General features: G+C 58.4%; 20 protein-coding genes and 1 tRNA gene. 11 read left to right on the top strand and 10 right to left on the bottom strand.

Features of this window, described 5'->3' with window-relative positions; translation table 11 throughout:
- Positions 1–3: 3 nt before the first annotated feature.
- On the bottom strand, positions 4–669 hold the full coding sequence (locus tag C8265_RS08900) for a potassium channel family protein (RefSeq protein WP_108483663.1): 666 nt from the start codon (positions 667–669) through the stop codon (positions 4–6).
- A gap of 87 nt (positions 670–756) precedes the next feature.
- Positions 757–1,416, bottom strand: a complete 660-nt coding sequence (locus tag C8265_RS08895) for a histidine phosphatase family protein (protein ID WP_108483662.1) — start codon at positions 1,414–1,416, stop codon at positions 757–759.
- Between the two features lie 173 nt (positions 1,417–1,589).
- Between C8265_RS08895 and fdhF the strand changes: the two genes are divergently transcribed.
- Positions 1,590–4,370: a formate dehydrogenase subunit alpha gene (fdhF, locus tag C8265_RS08890; RefSeq protein ID WP_108483661.1), complete on the top strand. Its 2,781-nt coding sequence runs from the start codon at positions 1,590–1,592 to the stop codon at positions 4,368–4,370.
- 6 nt (positions 4,371–4,376) lie between these two features.
- Here the strand turns inward: fdhF and C8265_RS08885 are convergent, their stop codons facing one another.
- Positions 4,377–4,676, bottom strand: coding sequence for an SHOCT domain-containing protein (locus tag C8265_RS08885; RefSeq protein WP_108483660.1), 300 nt, complete (start codon positions 4,674–4,676; stop codon positions 4,377–4,379).
- A gap of 449 nt (positions 4,677–5,125) precedes the next feature.
- Between C8265_RS08885 and C8265_RS08875 the strand changes: the two genes are divergently transcribed.
- On the top strand, positions 5,126–7,189 hold the full coding sequence (locus C8265_RS08875; RefSeq protein WP_108483658.1) for a peptidoglycan-binding protein: 2,064 nt from the start codon (positions 5,126–5,128) through the stop codon (positions 7,187–7,189).
- A 62-nt stretch (positions 7,190–7,251) separates the two neighbouring features.
- Here C8265_RS08875 and ykgO read toward each other — a convergent pair whose 3' ends face one another.
- Together ykgO and C8265_RS08865 are read right to left on the bottom strand one after the other, a co-directional pair.
- The gene (gene ykgO, locus C8265_RS08870) at positions 7,252–7,377 is read right to left on the bottom strand and encodes a type B 50S ribosomal protein L36 (RefSeq protein WP_005850168.1); all 126 of its coding nucleotides are present in this window, start codon (positions 7,375–7,377) and stop codon (positions 7,252–7,254) included.
- A gap of 68 nt (positions 7,378–7,445) precedes the next feature.
- Positions 7,446–7,520 (bottom strand) — tRNA-Val (locus tag C8265_RS08865).
- 174 nt (positions 7,521–7,694) lie between these two features.
- On the opposite strand from C8265_RS08865, the gene C8265_RS08860 reads away from it, so the two are divergent.
- Positions 7,695–8,528, top strand: a complete 834-nt coding sequence (locus C8265_RS08860; RefSeq protein WP_108483657.1) for an N-formylglutamate amidohydrolase — start codon at positions 7,695–7,697, stop codon at positions 8,526–8,528.
- 23 nt (positions 8,529–8,551) lie between these two features.
- Here C8265_RS08860 and C8265_RS08855 read toward each other — a convergent pair whose 3' ends face one another.
- Positions 8,552–9,805 (bottom strand): DNA polymerase IV, encoded by a 1,254-nt coding sequence (locus tag C8265_RS08855; RefSeq protein WP_108483656.1) that lies wholly within the window; start codon positions 9,803–9,805, stop codon positions 8,552–8,554.
- Between the two features lie 30 nt (positions 9,806–9,835).
- Between C8265_RS08855 and C8265_RS08850 the strand changes: the two genes are divergently transcribed.
- From C8265_RS08850 to C8265_RS08840, 3 genes are read left to right on the top strand one after another with little or no spacing between them, the layout of a single operon-like run.
- Positions 9,836–10,288, top strand: coding sequence for an NUDIX hydrolase (locus C8265_RS08850; RefSeq protein ID WP_240611028.1), 453 nt, complete (start codon positions 9,836–9,838; stop codon positions 10,286–10,288).
- Between the two features lie 23 nt (positions 10,289–10,311).
- Complete coding sequence (locus C8265_RS08845; RefSeq protein ID WP_108483654.1) at positions 10,312–11,208, top strand: SPFH domain-containing protein; 897 nt, start codon at positions 10,312–10,314, stop codon at positions 11,206–11,208.
- Positions 11,205–11,489 carry an NfeD family protein gene (locus C8265_RS08840; RefSeq protein ID WP_108483653.1) on the top strand — a complete coding sequence of 95 codons (285 nt, stop codon included), beginning with the start codon at positions 11,205–11,207 and terminating at the stop codon, positions 11,487–11,489. Before C8265_RS08845 ends, C8265_RS08840 begins: the two co-directional genes overlap by 4 nt.
- Before the next feature lie 16 nt (positions 11,490–11,505).
- On the opposite strand, the gene pyrF is transcribed toward C8265_RS08840, so the two are convergent.
- The 3 genes from pyrF to C8265_RS08825 all read right to left on the bottom strand — a co-directional run bounded on the left by pyrF (position 11,506) and on the right by C8265_RS08825 (position 12,986).
- Complete coding sequence (gene pyrF / locus C8265_RS08835) at positions 11,506–12,201, bottom strand: orotidine-5'-phosphate decarboxylase (RefSeq protein ID WP_108483652.1); 696 nt, start codon at positions 12,199–12,201, stop codon at positions 11,506–11,508.
- A 66-nt stretch (positions 12,202–12,267) separates the two neighbouring features.
- Positions 12,268–12,510, bottom strand: a complete 243-nt coding sequence (locus C8265_RS08830; RefSeq protein ID WP_108483651.1) for a hypothetical protein — start codon at positions 12,508–12,510, stop codon at positions 12,268–12,270.
- A gap of 134 nt (positions 12,511–12,644) precedes the next feature.
- Entirely contained in the window at positions 12,645–12,986 is a 342-nt protein-coding gene (locus C8265_RS08825; protein ID WP_126623160.1) for a hypothetical protein, read from the bottom strand.
- A 152-nt stretch (positions 12,987–13,138) separates the two neighbouring features.
- Here C8265_RS08825 and clpB point away from each other — a divergent pair, with 152 nt between their 5' ends.
- Together clpB and C8265_RS08815 are read left to right on the top strand one after the other, a co-directional pair.
- Entirely contained in the window at positions 13,139–15,754 is a 2,616-nt protein-coding gene (gene clpB, locus C8265_RS08820; RefSeq protein ID WP_108483649.1) for an ATP-dependent chaperone ClpB, read from the top strand.
- 189 nt (positions 15,755–15,943) lie between these two features.
- Complete coding sequence (locus tag C8265_RS08815) at positions 15,944–16,576, top strand: hypothetical protein (protein ID WP_126623159.1); 633 nt, start codon at positions 15,944–15,946, stop codon at positions 16,574–16,576.
- A gap of 105 nt (positions 16,577–16,681) precedes the next feature.
- Here the strand turns inward: C8265_RS08815 and C8265_RS08810 are convergent, their stop codons facing one another.
- Positions 16,682–17,164 carry a fasciclin domain-containing protein gene (locus C8265_RS08810; protein ID WP_108483647.1) on the bottom strand — a complete coding sequence of 161 codons (483 nt, stop codon included), beginning with the start codon at positions 17,162–17,164 and terminating at the stop codon, positions 16,682–16,684.
- Positions 17,165–17,496: 332 nt separating this feature from the next.
- Between C8265_RS08810 and msrP the strand changes: the two genes are divergently transcribed.
- The 3 genes from msrP to C8265_RS19650 all read left to right on the top strand — a co-directional run.
- Positions 17,497–18,426 (top strand): protein-methionine-sulfoxide reductase catalytic subunit MsrP, encoded by a 930-nt coding sequence (gene msrP / locus C8265_RS08805; RefSeq protein WP_108483891.1) that lies wholly within the window; start codon positions 17,497–17,499, stop codon positions 18,424–18,426.
- Positions 18,427–18,477: 51 nt separating this feature from the next.
- Positions 18,478–19,086, top strand: coding sequence for a protein-methionine-sulfoxide reductase heme-binding subunit MsrQ (msrQ, locus tag C8265_RS08800; protein ID WP_108483646.1), 609 nt, complete (start codon positions 18,478–18,480; stop codon positions 19,084–19,086).
- A 195-nt stretch (positions 19,087–19,281) separates the two neighbouring features.
- Positions 19,282–19,608, top strand: a 327-nt coding sequence (locus C8265_RS19650; protein ID WP_206050317.1) for a hypothetical protein, incomplete at its 3' end; no start/stop codon positions are given.

The raw sequence follows: 19,608 nt of genomic DNA, 5'->3' as shown, positions 1-19,608 counted from the left end.
GGGTTATACGGTATCGGCAAAGCGGCGCAGATTTGTCCTCTCGCCCAGTATCATCAGCCTGTCATTTTGTTCCAAGGTCGCGTCATCCCCATCGCGCCCCTTGAATTGACTGCCCTGCATCAGGCCGACACAGCGCAGTTCGAACCGTTCGAACAGATCCAGTTCTTTCAGCGTTTTCCCGGCCATTCGTTCGGGCACCACGATATTGACCAGATGAAATCCGTTTCCCAAACTGACATAATCGCGCACCAACGGATTGTGCAGCATTTGCGCGATATGCAGGCCGATTTCCTGTTCCGGGTGAATCACCCGTTCCACCCCGACCTTGGTTAAAATCCGGTGGTGCATCTTGGTTGTTGCCTTGGCCCAAACGGTGGGCACGCCGGCCATTTTAACGGTGATTGCCGAAACGATGCTGGATTCCAGATCATCGCCCATTGCAATTACCGCCACGTCATAGCCATCAAGCCCCAGTTCGCGCAGCGCCGCCTCGTTCGTGGCATCGGCGACCACCGCTTGCGACAGATCGTTGGCCAGCCGGTTCACCACGACCGGATCACGGTCAATGCCCAGAACGTAATTGCCAAACCGTGACAGTTCCTTGGCGACGGTGGTGCCAAAGGTGCCCAAACCGATGATAACGAAATTGCGGGTTTTCAGTTTTGGCATCGGGCGCTTTCGGGCTGGGAGCAGGGCGCGTGACGGTCTGCCCTGACGGTACAATCATCACAGGCGGCCCGTGGTTCCGATCAGACGTCAAATATGGGTGCGGGCATGGGCGCGATCGGCGCGTTCAAGATGGGGCAGGGAATTGAATGTATCCAACAGCAGGGAATTGCCGCCTTTGACATAGCGATGCACCGACGTGTTGTTGATTTGCAGCAGAACATTGGCATAACTTGCCACCTCAAGGCGCAGCAAGACGCGCATTGCCATCCCGATCAGCCCACCGGATGTCACCAGCATCACCCGCCCGCCCAACGTTTCGGCATGGGCGATGATGGCGCGCACGCGGCCCTCAAAGTCGGCGAAACTTTCCAGATTGCTGTGCAGGCGCCCGGCCTCCCAGGCGGTCATCAGTTGCGGCATATGATGCAGAAACTCATCGCGGTCTTGCGGCATGGCAATCGAGTGATCATCACGCAGCGATGTGGCCAGCCCGTAATAATCCAGTTCGTTCAGGCGCGGATCTTCGGTAAAGCCCATATCGATCCGGGGCGCGATTTCGGCGGCGGTGTCACGTTGGCGATTCAGTGTGCCACAGATCATGTGGTCGTATCGCGCGCCCAGATCCTGCAGGTGTTCGCCCAGCCATACCGCCTGTTGCCGCCCCAGATCCGACAGGTTGTCATATCCGGCCTCGTCGGTTGCGGCGGCGTTGGCCTGACCGTGGCGCACCAATGTGATTTCGACCATTTCGCGTCTCCTTTGATCTGTGCGATGTGGCGCAACTGCCGTGCATGTGCAACACAGGTTTCCGATGTTGGCCCGTGATGGCGCAAATGATCGCCTGCTTGTCGCGGCTATCCATCGCCAGAGCCGTTTTGATTGGTTAGAGTTGGGGCAACCATCACTGCGGAGCCTGTGCCATGTCCGATCCCCTGCGTTTTACACTGGATGGAAAAGAGGTTGAAGCCGCGCCCGGTGAAACCATCTGGGCTGTGGCCAAACGGGTTGGCACGCTGATTCCGCACCTGTGCCACCGGGATGAGCCGGGGTATCGCGCCGATGGCAACTGCCGCGCCTGCATGGTTGCGATTGATGGCGAACGGGTGTTGGCCGCGTCATGCATCCGCGAACCGGCCGAAGGCATGGTCGTGTCATCCCAAGGCGCGCGCGAGGTGAAGGCGCGCAAAATGGTGATGGAAATGTTGGTGGCAGATCAGCCTGCGCCGGATCTGGCCCATGATAAATCGGCGCATTTGTGGGATATGGCCGCGCAGCAGGGCGTTTGTGACAGCCGTTTCCCCCCGCTGGAAAAACCGCGCATTCCGCTGTTGGACGATTCGCATATCGCCATGGCGGTGAATATGGATGCCTGTATTCAGTGCGGGTTGTGCGTGCGCGCCTGCCGCGAGGTACAGGTAAACGATGTGATCGGCATGGCCGGGCGCGGCCACGATAGCTGGCCGGTGTTTGATTTCAACGATCCCATGGGCGACTCCACCTGTGTGGCTTGCGGCGAATGCGTGCAGGCCTGTCCGACGGGCGCATTGATGCCCGCAACCGTGGTGAACGCGGCGCAGGTGGGCGACCGCGCCGATTTTGACAGCGAAACCCAAAGCATTTGCCCGTTTTGCGGTGTCGGTTGCCAAGTGTCGGTCAAGGTAAAGGATGGCCGGGTCAAATATGTCGAAGGTATCAACGGCCCGGCGAACGAGGGGCGGTTATGCGTAAAGGGGCGGTTTGGCTTTGATTATATTCACCACCCGCACCGGTTGACCAAACCCCTGATCCGCCGCGATGATGCGCCAGAAAAGGGGCTGAATGTTGATCCCAACAATCCCTGGACCCATTTTCGCGAGGCGACATGGGATGAAGCACTGGAAAAGGCCGGTGCCGGTCTGGTCGATCTGCGCAGCTATTTCGGCGGCAAATCGGTGGCGGGATTCGGCAGCGCAAAATGCACCAACGAAGAGGCGTATCTGTTCCAGAAACTGATCCGTCAGGGATTTGGGCATAACAACGTCGATCACTGCACGCGGCTGTGCCATGCCAGTTCGGTGGCGGCATTGATGGAAAACGTCGGCTCGGGCGCTGTGACCGCCACGTTTAACGAAATCGAAAATGCCGATGTGGCGATTGTGATTGGCGCCAATCCGACCGAAAATCACCCGGTCGCGGCGACATTTTTCAAACAATTCGCCAAACGCGGTGGGCAATTGATGGTGATGGACCCGCGCGGTCAGGCGTTGAAACGCCATGCCTCGCACATGTTGCAATTTCGCCCCGGCACCGATGTGGCGCTGTTGAACGCAATCATGAACGTGATTGTCGAAGAAAAACTGTATGATCGCCAGTATATAGAAGGGTTTACCGAAGGGTTCTTTGAATTTCGCGATCACATTCGCGCCTTTACCCCCGAACGCATGTCTGAACTGTGCGGTGTCACGCCGGAAACCATCCGCGATGTCGCGCGCACCTATGCAGGTGCGCAGCGGGCGATGATATTTTGGGGCATGGGCGTATCGCAACACATTCATGGCACCGATAATTCGCGCTGTCTGATTTCGCTGGCGTTATTGTGCGGGCAGGTGGGCCGCCCGGGCACGGGTTTGCATCCGCTGCGCGGGCAAAACAACGTGCAAGGGGCCAGCGACGCCGGGCTGATCCCGCAATTCCTGCCTGATTATCAGGCGGTGGGCGATGTTGAGGTGCGCGAACTGTTTCGCCACATCTGGAAGGGCACAGCCATTCAGGAAACCCCGGGCCTGACCGTGGTGGAAATTATCGATGCGATATATCGCGGCGAAATCAAGGGCATGTATATTGTGGGTGAAAACCCGGCAATGTCCGACCCCGATGTGGAACATGCCCGCGATGCCTTGGCGAAACTGGATCATCTGGTGGTGCAGGATATTTTCCTGACCGAAACGGCGAACTTTGCCGATGTGATTTTGCCCGCCAGTGCGTTTCCGGAAAAAACCGGCACAGTCACCAACACCAACCGTCAGGTGCAAATGGGCCGCGCCGCCCTGGACCCGCCGGGCGAGGCACGCCAGGATTTGGCGGTCATTGTCGATCTGGCGCGCCGGATTGGGCTGGATTGGGATTATGACAGCCCGCGGTCGGTGTTTGACGAGATGAAAATGTCGATGCGCAGCTTGCACCATATCACCTGGAACCGATTGGAAAATGAGGGGGCGGTGACCTATCCCTGTCTGTCGCCCGAAGATCCGGGGCAGGCCGTGGTGTTTGGCGATGGTTTTCCGCGCCGCGCCGGACGGGCAAAATTCACCCCCGCCCGGGTGACACCGCCCGCCGAGGTGCCAAACGAAGAATACCCGATGATCCTGACGACAGGGCGGCAATTGGAGCATTGGCACACCGGATCGATGACACGGCGCGCAACGGTTCTGGATGCGATGGAACCCGAGGCAAACTGTTCACTGCACCCCAAAACCCTGCGCAAACTGGGTGTGGCACCGGGCGATCATGTGCGCCTGACCACACGGCGCGGCACGATCGAGGTGATGGCCCGGGCAGACCGCGCGGTGGCCGAAGATATGGTTTTTCTGCCCTTTGCCTATGTCGAGGCGGCGGCGAATATCCTGACCAATTCGGCGTTGGACCCGTTCGGAAAAATACCGGAATTCAAATATTCGGCGGTGCGGGTGGAAAACCCCAAAGGGGAAATTGCCGCGCAGTGATTGCGCCTAACCTTCGGTTTGGCGAAATTCGGCGACAAGGATTGCTGCCAACACCGTTACCCCAAGGGTCAGGGCAAGCATCGCCGGGATGCCAAGGGCGTATACCACACCCCCGATCAGCAATGGGGGCAGGATGCACCGCGCGCCCATGGCGATGGCTTCACCAAGGGGGGTGGAGCCGGTGAATTCTTCTGCCTCGGGCACCTCGTCCAGGATCGCTTTTTTGGCGGCCTGAAATTCCGAGTCTGACAGGGTGCCATCCGCACGCAGCCGCGACAGGGTTTCGATTTCTTTGACAAGAGGCATGGTGGCATCTTTCCGGTTATGGTGTGGTCAGGATGCGCGGGAATCGGGGCGGAATCGGGGCGGCATGTTGTCAAAATCGTCACTGGTTAATATCCGGTTAACGGTGCCGGGTGGGCGACTGCGCCGCGCTTTGCTTGGCGACACCCGCCCACCCGGCGCCTTCGTGAAACCCCATAAATCCTGCGTTTGGAGCGCGTTCTGATCGCGTGTTATGCAATAACCGACCCCGGTTTTTGCATGACAGCAAGGCAGTGCGATACCCAAGCTGTGCTACGGTGTTTTGGCACCCCCGGACCGTGCCGCGTAACATTTGGGAAAATTGTGAGTGTTGGGCGGCACCGCGTTCTTTCTGTTCGGGGGAACAGGATCTGTTGGTTGGGTGTTTTACAGGTACCGTACGTTATTTTGGCTTAGCCAGGGTGGAATGAGAAACAAGGGGTTTTTTGAATATGGGACGTTGGACAAGACGAACATGGGCGGCCTTGGTCGTGGTCGGGTTGGCCGCACCCGTCTGGGCCGAAGACATCGCATTGGTCATCGGTAACAGCGATTACCGCGATCTGGGCCGGGTTGCGGGGGCAAATCGGGTTGTCACTGCTGCGGCCGCATTACGCGACGAAGACGTGGCCGTGATTGCCGGGCAGGATGTTTCCCTGATCGATATGCGCGATCTGGTAAGCCAGTTTGAACAGATGGCCACCCAGGCTGACGCGCTTTTGGTCGTTTTGGCGGGGCAATTCGTGACTGGCGGGAATGAGACATTCTATCTGCCGATCGACAGCGATCTGCCCGGTCTGACCGCCCTGCCGGGGCAATCTTTGCCGTTGTCGTTGGTGATGCAACTGTTGGCATCGGCGCCGGGGCAGGCATTTCTGGTGCTGGCCGAAGATGGGCGTGACGAAGAGCGCGGCCCGTTCCTGCGCGATGGTATCGGTGATCTGGCGATCCCGCAGGGCGTGACCGTTTTGCGCGGTGAATCTGCTGAGGTGGCGGATCTGTTGCGTGATCAATTGGCGATGCGTGGTGGGGTGGTGAACCGGGTCAAAGACATTCAGGTTTCGGGGTTTCTGCCCGACAATCATGGGTTTTTGCGTGATGAAACAGGCGTCAACAGTGCCGCCCTGGCCGAGGCCCGTACAGCCCAGGCCCAAGCCGAACAAAGGGCATTGACCGCAGAGCGCGCGCTGCGCGCATTACGCAGTCAGTTGGACCGTATCGATGACGCCGCCTGGACCGCAGCACAAAAGCAGGACGATGCCGATGGCTATGTGCGCTATGTTGAGATGTTTCCCCAAGGTGCGCATGCCGACGAAGCAGGGCGTTTGATTGACCAAATCAGCGGTGATCCGTTTCGCAATGCCCGCATGGCCGAAGAGGCATTGAATCTGACGCGGGCGCAGCGGCGCAGTGTTCAGCAGGACCTGACCGCGCTGGGGTTCAATACCCGTGGGATTGATGGAATTTTCGGTCAGGGCACCCGCACGGCAATCAGGAATTGGCAGGCGCGCATCGGGCGCGAGCAGTCCGGTTATCTTGACAGCGCCCTTTTGCGCACATTGGACAACGAAGCGCGCGCCGCCGAAGCGGCAAAGCGGGCCGAGGAGGAAGCGCGCAAAGCCGAGCAGGAACGGGAAGACCGGGCATTCTGGCGGCGTTTGGGTTCGGGGGCCACGGAATCAGGTTTGCGCGCCTATCTTGACCGATATCCCAAAGGGCTGTTTGCCGCAGAGGCGCGCAGTCAACTGGCACGGATCGACCGGGATCGTCGCGCCGAAGAAGAGGCGCGCCAAGAACAAGAGCGCCGCCGTCAGGATATCGCGTTCTGGCGCGCCCAGGGTGAAGGCGGGAGCGAGTCCGGTTTGCGGGCCTATCTGAACCGTTTCCCACGGGGCGAGTTCGCTAAAGAAGCCCGGGCGCGGCTGAACCGGATTGAAAAGGCCCGAGAGGAAGAGGAAAACCGCAATAACGCCGAAGAGGCCCGTCAGCGGGAAGCGTTGTTTTGGAAATCGCGCGGGTCGGGCGCCAGTGAAAAGGGTGTGCGCGAATATTTGTCGCAATATCCCAACGGACGCTGGGCCGACGAGGCGCGCCGCCGCCTGGCGGAATTCGAGGCCGACCGTGAACCTGTTGCCAAGGGCGAAAGCGTGGCCTGGGCAATGGCGCGAAAGACCGACAGCGTGTCGGGCTATCGCAATTTCCTGAATAACTATCCCAACAGCACCAACGTCGAAACGGCGCGGGCCCGCATTGCGGAGTTGCAAGGTAACAATGATCAGGCGCGAGAGACGGAAGAGGCGCTGGGCCTGAATCAGTTGACGCGCACCGCCGTTGAAGCACAACTGGCAAAGCTGGGTCATGATCCCGGGCCGGTGGATGGCACGTTCGATGGCCAGACGCGGCAAGCGATTCGCGCCTATCAGCGGGCCAATCGCATGGTGGAAACCGGATTTCTGACCAAATCCATGGTTGTCGGCATGACAATCGGATCGGTTTTTGACCGTATCGGCCGCTAAGATGGAAAAAGCCGCTTTGGAGGTATCCAAAGCGGCTTTTAATCTGTCTCAGTCAAAGCTGATCAGCCCTGGCGGGCTTTGAACCGGCGCTGAGTCTTGTTGATCACGTAAACGCGACCTTTCCGACGGACCACACGGCAATCCCGGTGGCGGTTCTTCAGCGAGCGGAGCGAGTTGCGGACTTTCATCGGCCGTATCCCTCATATCGCGGCGCTGGCGCGCCAGTTTCATTTACCGGTTTCCCGGGTCGAATTCATGGTGGGCGATACTGGGATCGAACCAGTGACCCCTTCGATGTCAACGAAGTGCTCTACCGCTGAGCTAATCACCCCTATGGCCCCGTTTCCGGCCCATTCTAACAGAATGAGGGCGCAGACAACCTGCACCGGTGAGCGGTCTATAAAAGGAGTTGCAGAAGTGTTCAAGGGCTTTTGGCATTGTGAGATTTAAGTCTATACTCTGTGGCAACCGGAGTAGTCGCTTGCCACGTCCTTACAAATTATTCATGCCCCGCAATCGTGACACCAGCGTGGTGTTTGCATCGCCCCATTCTGGCGCTGAATACCCCCATTCAATGTTGCATAAAACGCTGTTGGATGGCACCGCGATCCGATCATCAGAGGATGCGTTCGTCGATCATCTGTTTGATCTGGCCCCGGCGGTGGGGGCGCCGCTTTTGGCGGCACGCGCGCCACGGGCCTATGTGGATCTGAACCGCGCCTGCGATGAATTGGACCCCGCCTTGATCGCGGGCGTGCGGCGCGGTGTCAATAATCCGCGGGTGGCGTCGGGGCTGGGGGTGATTCCCCGGGTCGTGGCCGGGGGGCGGGCGATTTATCGGGGCAAGCTGAGCCTGGACGAGGCCCACGGGCGAATCCGCGATGTCTGGCGCCCCTATCATGACGCGCTGTATGATCTGTTGCACAGTAACATCGCCGAATTTGGTCAGGCGATTTTGATCGATTGCCATTCGATGCCGCACGAAGCGATCGAATCACTTTCTCATCACCCCGGCGGGCGGCCCGATGTGGTGTTGGGGGATCGCTTCGGGGCCTCGGCCAGCCGTGATGTGATCGAACAGGTCGAATCGGCGTTCACCGCGGCCGGGCTGAAGGTGGCGCGCAACGCGCCGTTTGCCGGGGCCTATATCGCCCAGACCTATGGCCATCCGACCCGGGGTCAGCATGTGGTTCAGATTGAAATTGACCGCGCCCTGTATATGGATGAGCAAAACATCACGCCCCATCCCGGCTTTGCCGATTTCAAGCGGGTGATTGATGGCATCGTTGCACAGCTTGCCGGGATCGGCCGGGTCGAAATGCCGCTGGCGGCGGAATAGCCGGCCAAGGGCACACCAGATCACTAGCGCAGGGCGCGCCCCTTGAGGATTGCCTTGTCGCCAAACCGCGCCCGAATCTTGTCGGCGGCACGCTCGGCCTTTTCGCGCTGTTCGGCCTGAGGATCGAGCAGATCGGCGGATGTGGCGTCGATATCGGCCTGTTCCAGAGCAGACAGCCCCACCCCCAACAGGCGAAACGGGCCTTCGCTGGCGACCGGGTCATACAGGGCCCGCGCGGTGCGATAAATCTTGTCGGCGAATTGGGTGGGGGCGTGCAATGTGGTGCGGCGTGTCAGGCTGGTATGATTGGCACGCTTCAGTTTCAGGGTGACGATCCGGCCGGAAATGCCTTTGGCCTTGGCGCGGGCCGAAACCTTTTCCGACAGGCGCCACATATGACCATCCAGAATGTCACCATCGGCGGTATCGTCGTGAAACGTGGTTTCGTTTGAAATGCCTTTGACCGGTGTGTGAGCCGAGACGCGCCGCGCGTCCTGACCCCGCGCCAGATGCCACAGGCGTTCGCCCATGCCGCCAAACCGGGCGATCAGATCCTGCTGATCCCAGCGCAGCAAATCGGCAAAGGTGCGGATGCCGGCCTTTTCCAGCGCGGCCTTGGACACCGCGCCGATGCCCCAGATCAGGCTGACGGGTTTGGGGCGCAGAAATTCCATGGTTTCGGCCTGGCCAATCACCGAAAATCCGTTGGGTTTATCCAAGTCTGATGCGACCTTGGCCAGAAATTTATTGTGCGACAGCCCGATTGACCCGGTGATGCCGATTTCATCGCGGATGCGTTTGGTCAGCCGCGCCAACATTACGGCAGGTGGCGCGCCGTGCAAACGGGCGGTGCCGGTGAGATCCATGAAGGCCTCGTCCAGCGACAGGGGTTCGACCACCGGCGTCAGTTCATCCATCAACGCGCGCACCTGTTTCGAAACCTCGACGTAAACATCCATGCGGCCCCGCACGACCACCGCTTCGGGGCACAGCTTCAGCGCCTGAAACATCGGCATCGCGCTGCGCACCCCTTTGATGCGGGCAATGTAACAGGCGGTGGACACAACGCCGCGTCGCCCGCCGCCAATAATGACCGGTTTGTCGCGCAGCGCCGGGTTGTCGCGTTTTTCGACGCTTGCGTAAAATGCATCACAGTCCATATGTGCTATGGAGAGATGCCAAAGCTCGGGGTGTACCACCGTGCGCGGGCTGGCACAGGCGGGGCAACGGGGGCCAGTTTCGAACTGACACAGGCAGTCGCGGCAAAGGACAGGCATAGGTATGAGTTTACGACAAGGAGCGATGGGTTGACCATAAGAGGTTTCACATCTGACGTACCAGAGCGGTTCACCGGCGCAAAGCTGGCATTGCTGATTGGCGATTCGATCATTTCGATCCTGCGGGACAACAAACCGGATATTCCGTTTCCTGCCTGCTGGGATTTTCCGGGCGGGGGGCGCGAGGGCGATGAAACCCCCGCCGCCTGTGCCCTGCGCGAAACCCAGGAGGAATTGAACCTGCGGTTGCCCGAATCGGCGCTGATCTGGCAGCGGGCCTTTGTTTCCACCATCGATGACGACGCGGCGGCGTGGTTTTTCGTGGCTGAAATCGCGCCTGACCAGGTGGCGCGCATTCGTCTGGGCAGTGAGGGGCAGCGTTGGCGACAGATGGGCGTGGCGCAATATCTGCGGCTCAGTGATGCCGTGCCCTATTTGCAAGACCGCCTGAGGGTGTATCTGGAAGATGTCGAATATGGGTGACGGCCCAGATTTTGGAGTAGGTGATGGATATTGAAACGGCGCTGATCGATCTGATCGGTGGGAATATCGTGCTGATCATGTTGGCGCTGTTCATTCTGTTGTGTGTTTTGCTGGGCGTGCGAATCGTACCCCAGTCGGATAAATTCGTGGTCGAACGGTTTGGCCGATTGCGCAGTGTTCTGGGCCCGGGAATCAATCTGATCGTGCCGTTTCTGGATAAGGTGGCGCACAAGGTGTCCGTTCTGGAACGGCAATTGCCCAATGCCGAACAAGACGCGATCACCCGTGACAACGTGTTGGTGCGGGTCGAAACATCGGTGTTTTACCGGATTTTGCACCCGGAAAAAACGGTGTACCGAATCCGCGATGTGGATGCGGCGATTGCCACGGTGGTGGCGGGGATCGTGCGCGCCGAAATCGGCATGATGGAGCTGGACGAGGTGCAATCCAACCGCGCCGAATTGATTGGCAAGATCAAAATACAGGTTGAATCAGCGGTGGATGATTGGGGCATTGAGGTGACGCGCGCCGAATTGTTGGATGTGAATCTTGATCAATCCACCCGCGAGGCGATGTTGCAACAGCTGAATGCCGAACGCGCCCGCCGTGCGCAAGTGACCGAGGCCGAAGGCGCCAAACGCTCGGTCGAATTGAACGCCGATGCGCAATTGTATCAGGCGCAAAAGGTCGCCGAAGCACGCCGCATTCAGGCCGACGCCGAAGCTTATGCAACCGCCGTGGTGGCCCAGGCCATTCGCGAAAACGGCATGGAGGCGGCGCAATACAACGTCGCCCTGAAACAGGTCGAGGCCCTTGGCAAAGTCGCGGAAAAGCCCGGCAATCAAACCATCGTTCTGCCATCGGATGCGGTCGACGCCTTTGGTGATGCGTTCAAGATGATGTTCGGGCGCAAACCATGATCTGGTCAGATTGGTGGATCTGGGGCGCCGCCGCGTTGGTGCTGGGGTGTCTGGAAATGTTGCTGCCGGGATTTATTCTGTTGGGCTTTGCCATTGGGGCGGGGATCGTGGCGGTGCTGTTTCTGGTTGGCGGTCCGGTTGCCCTGTGGATGGCGGGATCATTGCCGATCACGCTGGTGATATTTGCGGTGCTGTCTTTGCTGGCGTGGGTCGCGCTGCGCCGGATCGTGGGTTTGCGCCATGGTCAGGTGAAACTGTTTGACCATGACGTTAACGACTGAATGGCAGGCCCCGCCCTTACGGCAGTGACGACAGCATCGCCTGTGCGGCCTGTGCCGGATCGGGCGCGCGCCAGATCGGGCGACCGACCACGATATGATCGGCACCATTGGAAATTGCCTCGGCGGCCGAGGCGGTGCGTTTCTGATCGTCTTGCGCGACGCTGCCCAATCGCACACCGGGCGTAACGATCAGCCTGCCTGCGGCTTCGGGCAAGGCGCGGATCGCCGCCGCCTCTTGTGGTGAGGCGACCACACCATGCGCCCCGGCCTCAAACGCGCGGGCGGCGCGGTCGATCACCATTTGTGGCACCGCACCATCGCGCAGCAGGCATTCATCCAGATCGGGCCGTTCAAGCGACGTGAGAATGGTGATGCCAAGTATTTTAAGGTTGCTGTTTTCGGCACCGATCCGGGCGGCGCGTATCACGTGGGGGTCGCCATGCACGGTGAGGAAATCCAGATCAAACTGGGCCAATCCGCGCACTGCAGCCTCGATCGTGGCGCTGATATCGAACAGTTTCATATCCAGAAAGATACGTTTCTGGTGCTTTTCCTTTAGTTCAATCGCCAATGCCATGCCGCCGCCCGTCAGCATCCCAAGCCCGATCTTATAAAAACCGACGGCGGGTCCGATTTTTTCGACCAATTCCAGCCCTGCAACGGCATTTGGCACATCCAGTGCAACGATCAGGCGGTTGTCGGGGGGTGTCATGGCGTGTCCTTGTGTTGGAGGCGGTCCGGCCTGTTGATGGGCAAGGCCGCGCCATATTGCAAGGGGTTACGCCGCCCGGTGCAGCGGGGTTGTTTTGGGCTGTTGCATCAAATACCGGGCCATCAGGCTGGCATCGGCCACCAAACGCGCGCGCAGATTGCCACCGCGGGCCGGGACATGGGTATGTACCGAGATGGGCCGTGGCGGTTGCCCGGTCCGGGTTTTGGCGTACAGGGTGACGCGCGCTTCGATCATGCCAAAATCGCGGTCACGGGTGATATTGCTGATATTTGCCTCAAGAATGATCATCTGCTTGATCCTTTAGGGTAATGTTATCGCCGTGTCTTATGGTTGGGGGAAACGATGAACGTGACACCGCCTACCTCGGGTCTTGCGCTGTTGTGCGCTCTTGCAAATACAATGCCGGAACCTGTGGATAAGTTTCACGGGCCATAGGGGAAATTCGATTTTGCAGGCATAAAATTTGCCGGTGTCGCGGCAGTGCGAAAGGTAAGCTGTGCCTCACCCAGCCACATTTCGGGCATGCGGCGCAGTTGCCCGATGGCGTTGTCGATCAAGGCGTCGCGCACCTGTTCGGGGGCGGCGTTTATCGGCAAATCGGAATGACACAGGCAGTCTGTGGTGCCGGTTTCTTCGGTATCGGTCAGATCATAACGAAATTGCACCCGGGCGCGGTGCCGTCCCGGTGCCGCCTCAAACCGCAGATCATCAATGTTGATTCCGATGATTTGCATTTCTTTCGGTGGTTTAGCCTGTCTTCTCATCTTGAAAAGCCCCCTTGCCATTGGCCCAAAATGGGCCTGTTGCGATCTTGACACAGGCGCGACGGCTTCCCATTTCTTGGTAACAAGGCCCAAACGATCACATGCCGCCAAAGCGGGTGTTTTCATCGGGCGCTTAACCAAAGGAGAGACCCATGAACCTTGATAAGTTCACCGAGCGGTCGCGCGGATTCATTCAGGCCGCCCAGACGATCGCAATGCGCGAAAGCCATCAGCGGCTTGCGCCCGAGCATCTGCTAAAAGCGTTGCTTGATGATGAACAGGGATTAGCCACAAACCTTATTTCTTCGGCGGGCGGCGCGCCTGCGCGGGTGGTTGAGGCGGTTGAACTGGCCATGGGCAAGATGCCCAAGGTGACAGGTGATGCCGGACAAACCTATATGGATCAAAGCACCGGAAAGGTGTTGGCCGAGGCTGAAAAACTGGCGACCAAGGCAGGCGATGCCTTTGTTCCTGTTGAACGAATCCTGATGGCGCTGACCATGGTGAAATCCAATGCCAAAGATGCATTGGACGCGGGCGGCGTGACCGCCCAGGGGTTGAACACCGCAATCAACGACATTCGCAAGGGCCGCACGGCGGATTCCGCCAGCGCCGAAGACAGCTATGATGCATTGAAGAAATATGCGTCGGATTTGACTCAACGTGCCGAGGAAGGGAAGATCGACCCGATCATCGGCCGTGACGAAGAAATCCGCCGCACGATGCAGGTGCTGTCGCGCCGGACCAAAAACAACCCGGTGCTGATTGGTGAACCCGGCGTGGGTAAGACCGCGATTGCCGAAGGTCTGGCCCTGCGCATCATAAATGGCGATGTGCCTGAATCCCTGCGCAACAAACGCCTTTTGGCGCTGGATATGGGCGCGCTGATTGCGGGCGCGAAATATCGTGGTGAGTTTGAAGAGCGGCTGAAGGCGGTTCTGAACGAAGTCACTGCCGCTGCGGGTGAGATCATTCTGTTCATTGACGAAATGCATACATTGGTTGGCGCCGGTAAGGGCGACGGCGCGATGGATGCCGCGAACCTGATCAAACCGTCGCTTGCGCGGGGTGAATTGCACTGTGTTGGCGCGACCACGTTGAATGAATACCGTAAATACGTTGAAAAAGACGCGGCTTTGGCGCGGCGGTTCCAACCGGTGATGGTTGAGGAACCAACGGTTGAAGACACCATTTCAATTCTGCGCGGGATCAAGGAAAAATACGAACTGCACCATGGTGTGCGGATTTCCGACAGTGCCCTGGTGGCAGCGGCGACGCTTTCGCACCGTTACATCACCGACCGGTTTTTGCCGGACAAGGCGATTGACCTGATGGATGAGGCCGCCAGCCGGTTGCGCATGGAAGTCGATTCAAAACCCGAAGCCCTGGATGCGCTTGACCGCGACATTCTGCAAAAACAGATCGAGGCAGAGGCGCTTAAGAAAGAAGACGATCAGGCATCGAAAGATCGTCTGGACGCGTTGGAAAAGGATCTTGCCGAATTGCAGGAACGCTCAAGCGAGCTGACCGCGAAATGGCAGGCCGAGCGTGACAAGCTGGAAGGTGCGCGTGGGCTGAAGGAACAGTTGGATCGCGCCCGTGCCGAATTGGACATCGCCAAACGCGAGGGCAATTTGGCCAAGGCTGGCGAGCTTTCGTATGGTGTGATTCCGCAGTTGGAAAAGCAGCTTGAGCTGGCCGAAGACAGCGAAGCCGACATCATGGTCGAAGAGGCCGTGCGCCCCGAACAGATTGCCGGGGTCGTCGAACGCTGGACCGGGATTCCGACATCCAAGATGTTGGAGGGCGAGCGGGACAAGCTGTTGCGCATGGAAGAGCAGATCGGCAAGCGGGTGATCGGACAGTGCACGGCGGTCAAGGCTGTGGCAAATGCGGTGCGCCGGGCGCGTGCGGGCCTGAACGACGAAGCGCGGCCTTTGGGCAGCTTCCTGTTTCTTGGGCCAACGGGTGTGGGTAAAACCGAGCTGACCAAGGCATTGGCCGAATATCTGTTTGATGACGACAGCGCCATGGTGCGGATCGACATGAGTGAGTTCATGGAGAAACACGCCGTGTCCCGTCTGATCGGTGCCCCACCCGGCTATGTCGGATATGACGAAGGTGGCGTGTTGACCGAGGCCGTACGCCGCCGCCCTTATCAGGTGGTTTTGTTTGACGAGGTCGAAAAAGCGCACCCCGATGTGTTCAACGTGCTGTTGCAGGTGCTGGATGATGGGATCCTGACCGATGGTCAGGGGCGGACCGTGGATTTCAAGCAAACGTTGATTATCCTGACCAGCAACCTTGGCGCGCAGGCGCTGAGCCAGTTGCCAGAGGGGGCCGATGCGAGTGCCGCCAAACGCGATGTGATGGAGGCGGTGCGCGCCCATTTCCGGCCCGAATTCCTGAACCGGCTGGATGAAACGATCATCTTTGATCGGTTGGGCCGCGAGGATATGGGCGGAATCGTCGATATTCAGCTTGGTCTGCTGGAAAAGCGCCTGATTGGGCGCAAGATCACGCTGGATCTGGACGACGGTGCCAAGAAATGGCTGGCGGATGAGGGGTACGACCCCGTGTTCGGCGCCCGCCCGTTGAAACGGGTGATCCAGCGCGCGCTGCAGGATCAGTTGGCCGAAATGATCCTGGCCGGTGATGTCCGCGATGGCCAGACGGTGCATGTCAGCGCCGGGGCCGATGGGTTGATGGTGGGCGACCGCGTATCCACCAGCAACCGCACACCGCCCGAAGATGCGGTTGTGCATTAAGCGGATCAGTTGAAAAAAATGGGGCGCCCTAGATTGGGGCGCCCCTGTAACTTTTGAGTTTCGTGTGGTGTTTTATCCGAAAAACCATAAAGGTGGGTAGTATGTTGACCCTACTGATTTATAGTGGTTGCTTCGGTCGGTGCATATTGCATGAAGGAGTTTCGATTCCAATTTGTTAGGGAGATCACGATGAAAATTGGATTGGTTTCAACTTTGGTTGTGGCTTCAATTGCATTTGCAAGCGGTGCATGTGCCGGGGTATGTGACTACAAACCCTCGAGTCTTGTCGGGAAAACAACAGCATCGGTCGGGACAGCCATCGCAGGGGGTGGTGCCGCCGCCGGTATCGGCATGAAAGCTGCGGGTTACTATACGCTCGTGCATGCCGGCTCCGGCCTTACTATGCTAGGATCGACCGCTGCAGGAGTTTCCGGCGCGGGAACTGTGGGTATCATAGCAGGAACTGCCGGTGCAGCAGGCACCATAGGGGCCATTTTAATGGCTCCGGTAACTGTAATAGTTGGTGGAATTACTCTGGTTGGCGTCGGCGCTTTTGAAGGCGCTTGTTATTTCTCGATAGAGCGCGTTACGGACCCCTATAAAGTTCGTGAAATCACTGAAAATATCGCGCTGCAAGATGACACGGTGTCAATAGTCGCATCAGATGATGGCGACGCATTGGCGCTAACCATTGCAGATGAAACCGAATTATATCTTCTTCGCAATTTATACATCGCGGATGGGTACCTTATGCATCGGGATTTTGGGCCAAATACAAATCTTGGACAGGTATTGTTTTCATCTGAGCCTGAGGAAAAGTAATTTTCTGATCGCCTATAAAGATCCAATTGTTCAGGGTCACCCACATGGCCAGCAAAAAAGGCGCCCCTTTGCGGGGGCGCCTGATGTGTTGGGTGAAAACCGATCTTACATCGGGGGCATGATCACCGCGTCGATGACGTGGATCACACCGTTGGAGGCTTCGATATCGGCGGATGTTACGTTGGCGCCGTTCACGGTTACGCCGCCTTCGGTCATGATGGTGACATCGCTGCCTTGTACGGTCGTGGCCATCATGTTGTTGGACAGGTCGCCCGACATCACCTTGCCCGGCACAACGTGATAGGTCAGGATCGCGGTCAGCTGATCCTTGTTCTCGGGCTTGAGCAATTCTTCGACGGTGCCTTCGGGCAGGGCGGCGAATGCGTCATCGGTGGGCGCGAAAACGGTAAAGGGGCCGTCGCCCTTCAGGGTGTCCACCAGGCCGGCGGCGCCCAATGCGGCGGCCAGCGTGCTGAACGAACCGGCATCAACGGCGGTATCGACGATATCTTTTGAATGACCGGCGGCAAACACCGGGGCGGCAAGGGTGGCGGCGGCGGTCAGTGCTACAAAGGTTCTGCGAAACATCGTGTTCTCCAATTTTAAGCTCTGCCAGATGCGGCATTGAAAGGGATACGGGGGAACGGGGTTTTGGTTCACCCGGGGAAACCTGCCGATGGCAAAAGCGGGGCATTGATTTTTGCCCGCCGCCGCCTAAGCCAGCGGCGTGCGATTTGACCACTCACAATAAAGTCAACGAACCGGGGCGTGTTGGTGAAACTTTTTGCGCTCTGACGCGTGGATTTACAAAAGAATGTTACAACGTCTGAACGGCAACGTGACTGCTGAATATTTGGCGCATGGCCCTGCCCGCGCTACATATAACCAAAGCAACCGCACAACAGATCAAGGAGAACAGGATGGCCGGACGATACAAAAGCGATTTGAAATGGTCGGATGTCACCCCAAAGGCCGCATTCATGGATCGGCGGCAATTGATGGTTGGGGCGGGCGCGTTGGCCATGGGCAGCATCGCGGCACCGGCGCTGGCAAAGCTGAACGCCGCACCGTCGAAATTTTCGACCGATGCCACGCCAAACAGCCTGGAAGAGATCACCAGCTATAACAACTATTACGAATTTGGTGTCGGCAAGGAAGATCCGGCGCGCAATGCCGGTGCGATGTCCACTGATCCCTGGTCGGTCAAAATTGACGGTCTGGTCGACAAACCGGGCGATTATTCCTTTGACGACATCATGAAAGGTGTCGATCTGGAAGAGCGGATTTACCGGTTTCGCTGTGTCGAGGCATGGTCGATGGTCATTCCGTGGGTCGGATTTGAACTGGCCGATCTTTTGAACCGCGTCGGCGTACAGCCGGGTGGTAAATATGTGGCCTTTGAAACCGCAGTGCTGCCGGATGTGATGCCGGGGATCAGCCGTGGATATCTGGAATGGCCCTACCGCGAAGGGTTGCGCATGGATGAGGCGATGAATCCGCTGACGATTATCGCGACCGGCCTGTACGACGACCCGATCCCAAACCAGAACGGCGCGCCTTTGCGGTTGGTGGTGCCATGGAAATACGGGTTCAAATCCATCAAAAGCATCGTGCGCATTTCGGTCATGGATAAAGAGCCGCCCACCAGCTGGAACATGGCCAACGCCCGTGAATACGGATTTTATAGCAACGTAAACCCCGAGGTCGATCACCCCCGGTGGAGCCAGGCCAGCGAACGTATGGTTGGCGGTGGATTTTTTGCCAAACGTATCCCGACGCTGAAGTTCAACGGATACGAAGAACAAGTGGCATCGTTGTATACCGGCATGGACCTGAGCAAGAACTTTTAACCCAAGGGGCGCCACGTGCGCCCCTTACTATATACATGCAGCGAGAATTTCATGCCCCTGGCAAGCACGATCAACCAATTCCAACGCAAAGTGCCCACCTGGCCTTTTTATCTGGTGCTGGGCGCCATTCCTTTCTGGTGGCTCTATCTCGGGTTTACCGGGGGTCTGGGTGTTGAGCCGATCAAAGAGTTGGAGCATCGGTTGGGCGAGCTTGGCCTGCAGGTTCTGATCGCGTCCCTTGCGGTGACGCCGCTGCGCAAATTTGCGGGCGTCAACCTGATCCGGTTTCGCCGGATGTTGGGATTGATGACGTTTTACCTCATCTCGCTGCATTTGTTGGTTTGGTTGGTGCTGGATGTGCAGATCGTCAGCCAGATCTGGGCCGACATTCTCAAACGGCCCTATATCACGGTCGGGATGGTGGGTTTTGTGTTGATGATCCCGCTTGCACTGACGTCGAACAACTGGTCGATCCGTCGGCTTGGGCCGGTGCGTTGGCGGCGGCTGCATCAACTGGTGTATATAACGGCGATCCTGGGGGCCGTGCATTTCGTACTTTTGGTAAAGGGCTGGCAGATCGAGCCTTTGATTTACCTTGGCGTGATTCTGGCATTGCTGGCCACGCGCCTGCGCCTGCCCCGCGCATTGGTCCGGGCCTGACCCGGCACGATACCCCACAGACTGGCGGCGCCCTTCGTAAAGAGGGCGCCGTTTTTCGTTGGTGGCGCAGAATCACATCCCTGACGGTTGAAGGCGCCGGCCAACAGGGGGGGCGATTCTGAAAAATTACCGGCCAATCCGGGGAATCGGCTGGAAAAGCGAGTCGGAGAACCGAGTCGGCAGCGGGATTCGCGATTGATTCTGGCAGAATCGCCCGGCGTTTCGGTAAAAATTGACCGTTTGGACAAACCGACTCGGCAAAAACCAGACGCACCCCGTTGTGCGGCGCGTTCTGCGGGAACGAAAGCTGCGCAAACTGGCCCGTATTCATTTCAAAAATTGCGCGAAACCGTTGTTTTCATAGAAAAAACAGAGAATGTCATAAAAAGTGCAAGTTTCCCAAAAAAGGGGTTGCGGGTATGTGCTACTAACCGTAGAACCCCTCTCACCGGCGGCGCAGAGATGCAGCGGCGGGGCGCACGGGACGGACGGAAGCGGAGACGCGGAGGTTGGTTCTGGGGC

This window comes from Oceaniglobus ichthyenteri (genome assembly GCF_003057885.1).
In the GTDB taxonomy this organism is placed as follows: Bacteria; Pseudomonadota; Alphaproteobacteria; order Rhodobacterales; family Rhodobacteraceae; genus Oceaniglobus; species Oceaniglobus ichthyenteri.
Note: the sequence above shows the minus strand (reverse complement) of the source record. Positions and strands in the feature narration are given on the sequence as shown.

Excerpts from the sequence above, each read along its gene's own strand:
- C8265_RS08900 (WP_108483663.1), bottom strand. The coding sequence starts at position 669 with ATGCCAAAACTGAAAACCCGCAATTTCGTTATCATCGGTTTGGGCACC.
- C8265_RS08895 (WP_108483662.1), bottom strand. The coding sequence starts at position 1,416 with ATGGTCGAAATCACATTGGTGCGCCACGGTCAGGCCAACGCCGCCGCA.
- fdhF (WP_108483661.1), top strand. The coding sequence starts at position 1,590 with ATGTCCGATCCCCTGCGTTTTACACTGGATGGAAAAGAGGTTGAAGCC.
- C8265_RS08885 (WP_108483660.1), bottom strand. The coding sequence starts at position 4,676 with ATGCCTCTTGTCAAAGAAATCGAAACCCTGTCGCGGCTGCGTGCGGAT.
- C8265_RS08875 (WP_108483658.1), top strand. The coding sequence starts at position 5,126 with ATGGGACGTTGGACAAGACGAACATGGGCGGCCTTGGTCGTGGTCGGG.
- ykgO (WP_005850168.1), bottom strand. The coding sequence starts at position 7,377 with ATGAAAGTCCGCAACTCGCTCCGCTCGCTGAAGAACCGCCACCGGGAT.
- C8265_RS08860 (WP_108483657.1), top strand. The coding sequence starts at position 7,695 with ATGCCCCGCAATCGTGACACCAGCGTGGTGTTTGCATCGCCCCATTCT.
- C8265_RS08855 (WP_108483656.1), bottom strand. The coding sequence starts at position 9,805 with ATGCCTGTCCTTTGCCGCGACTGCCTGTGTCAGTTCGAAACTGGCCCC.
- C8265_RS08845 (WP_108483654.1), top strand. The coding sequence starts at position 10,312 with ATGGATATTGAAACGGCGCTGATCGATCTGATCGGTGGGAATATCGTG.
- C8265_RS08840 (WP_108483653.1), top strand. The coding sequence starts at position 11,205 with ATGATCTGGTCAGATTGGTGGATCTGGGGCGCCGCCGCGTTGGTGCTG.
- pyrF (WP_108483652.1), bottom strand. The coding sequence starts at position 12,201 with ATGACACCCCCCGACAACCGCCTGATCGTTGCACTGGATGTGCCAAAT.
- C8265_RS08830 (WP_108483651.1), bottom strand. The coding sequence starts at position 12,510 with ATGATCATTCTTGAGGCAAATATCAGCAATATCACCCGTGACCGCGAT.
- C8265_RS08825 (WP_126623160.1), bottom strand. The coding sequence starts at position 12,986 with ATGAGAAGACAGGCTAAACCACCGAAAGAAATGCAAATCATCGGAATC.
- clpB (WP_108483649.1), top strand. The coding sequence starts at position 13,139 with ATGAACCTTGATAAGTTCACCGAGCGGTCGCGCGGATTCATTCAGGCC.
- C8265_RS08815 (WP_126623159.1), top strand. The coding sequence starts at position 15,944 with ATGAAAATTGGATTGGTTTCAACTTTGGTTGTGGCTTCAATTGCATTT.
- C8265_RS08810 (WP_108483647.1), bottom strand. The coding sequence starts at position 17,164 with ATGTTTCGCAGAACCTTTGTAGCACTGACCGCCGCCGCCACCCTTGCC.
- msrP (WP_108483891.1), top strand. The coding sequence starts at position 17,497 with ATGGCCGGACGATACAAAAGCGATTTGAAATGGTCGGATGTCACCCCA.
- msrQ (WP_108483646.1), top strand. The coding sequence starts at position 18,478 with ATGCCCCTGGCAAGCACGATCAACCAATTCCAACGCAAAGTGCCCACC.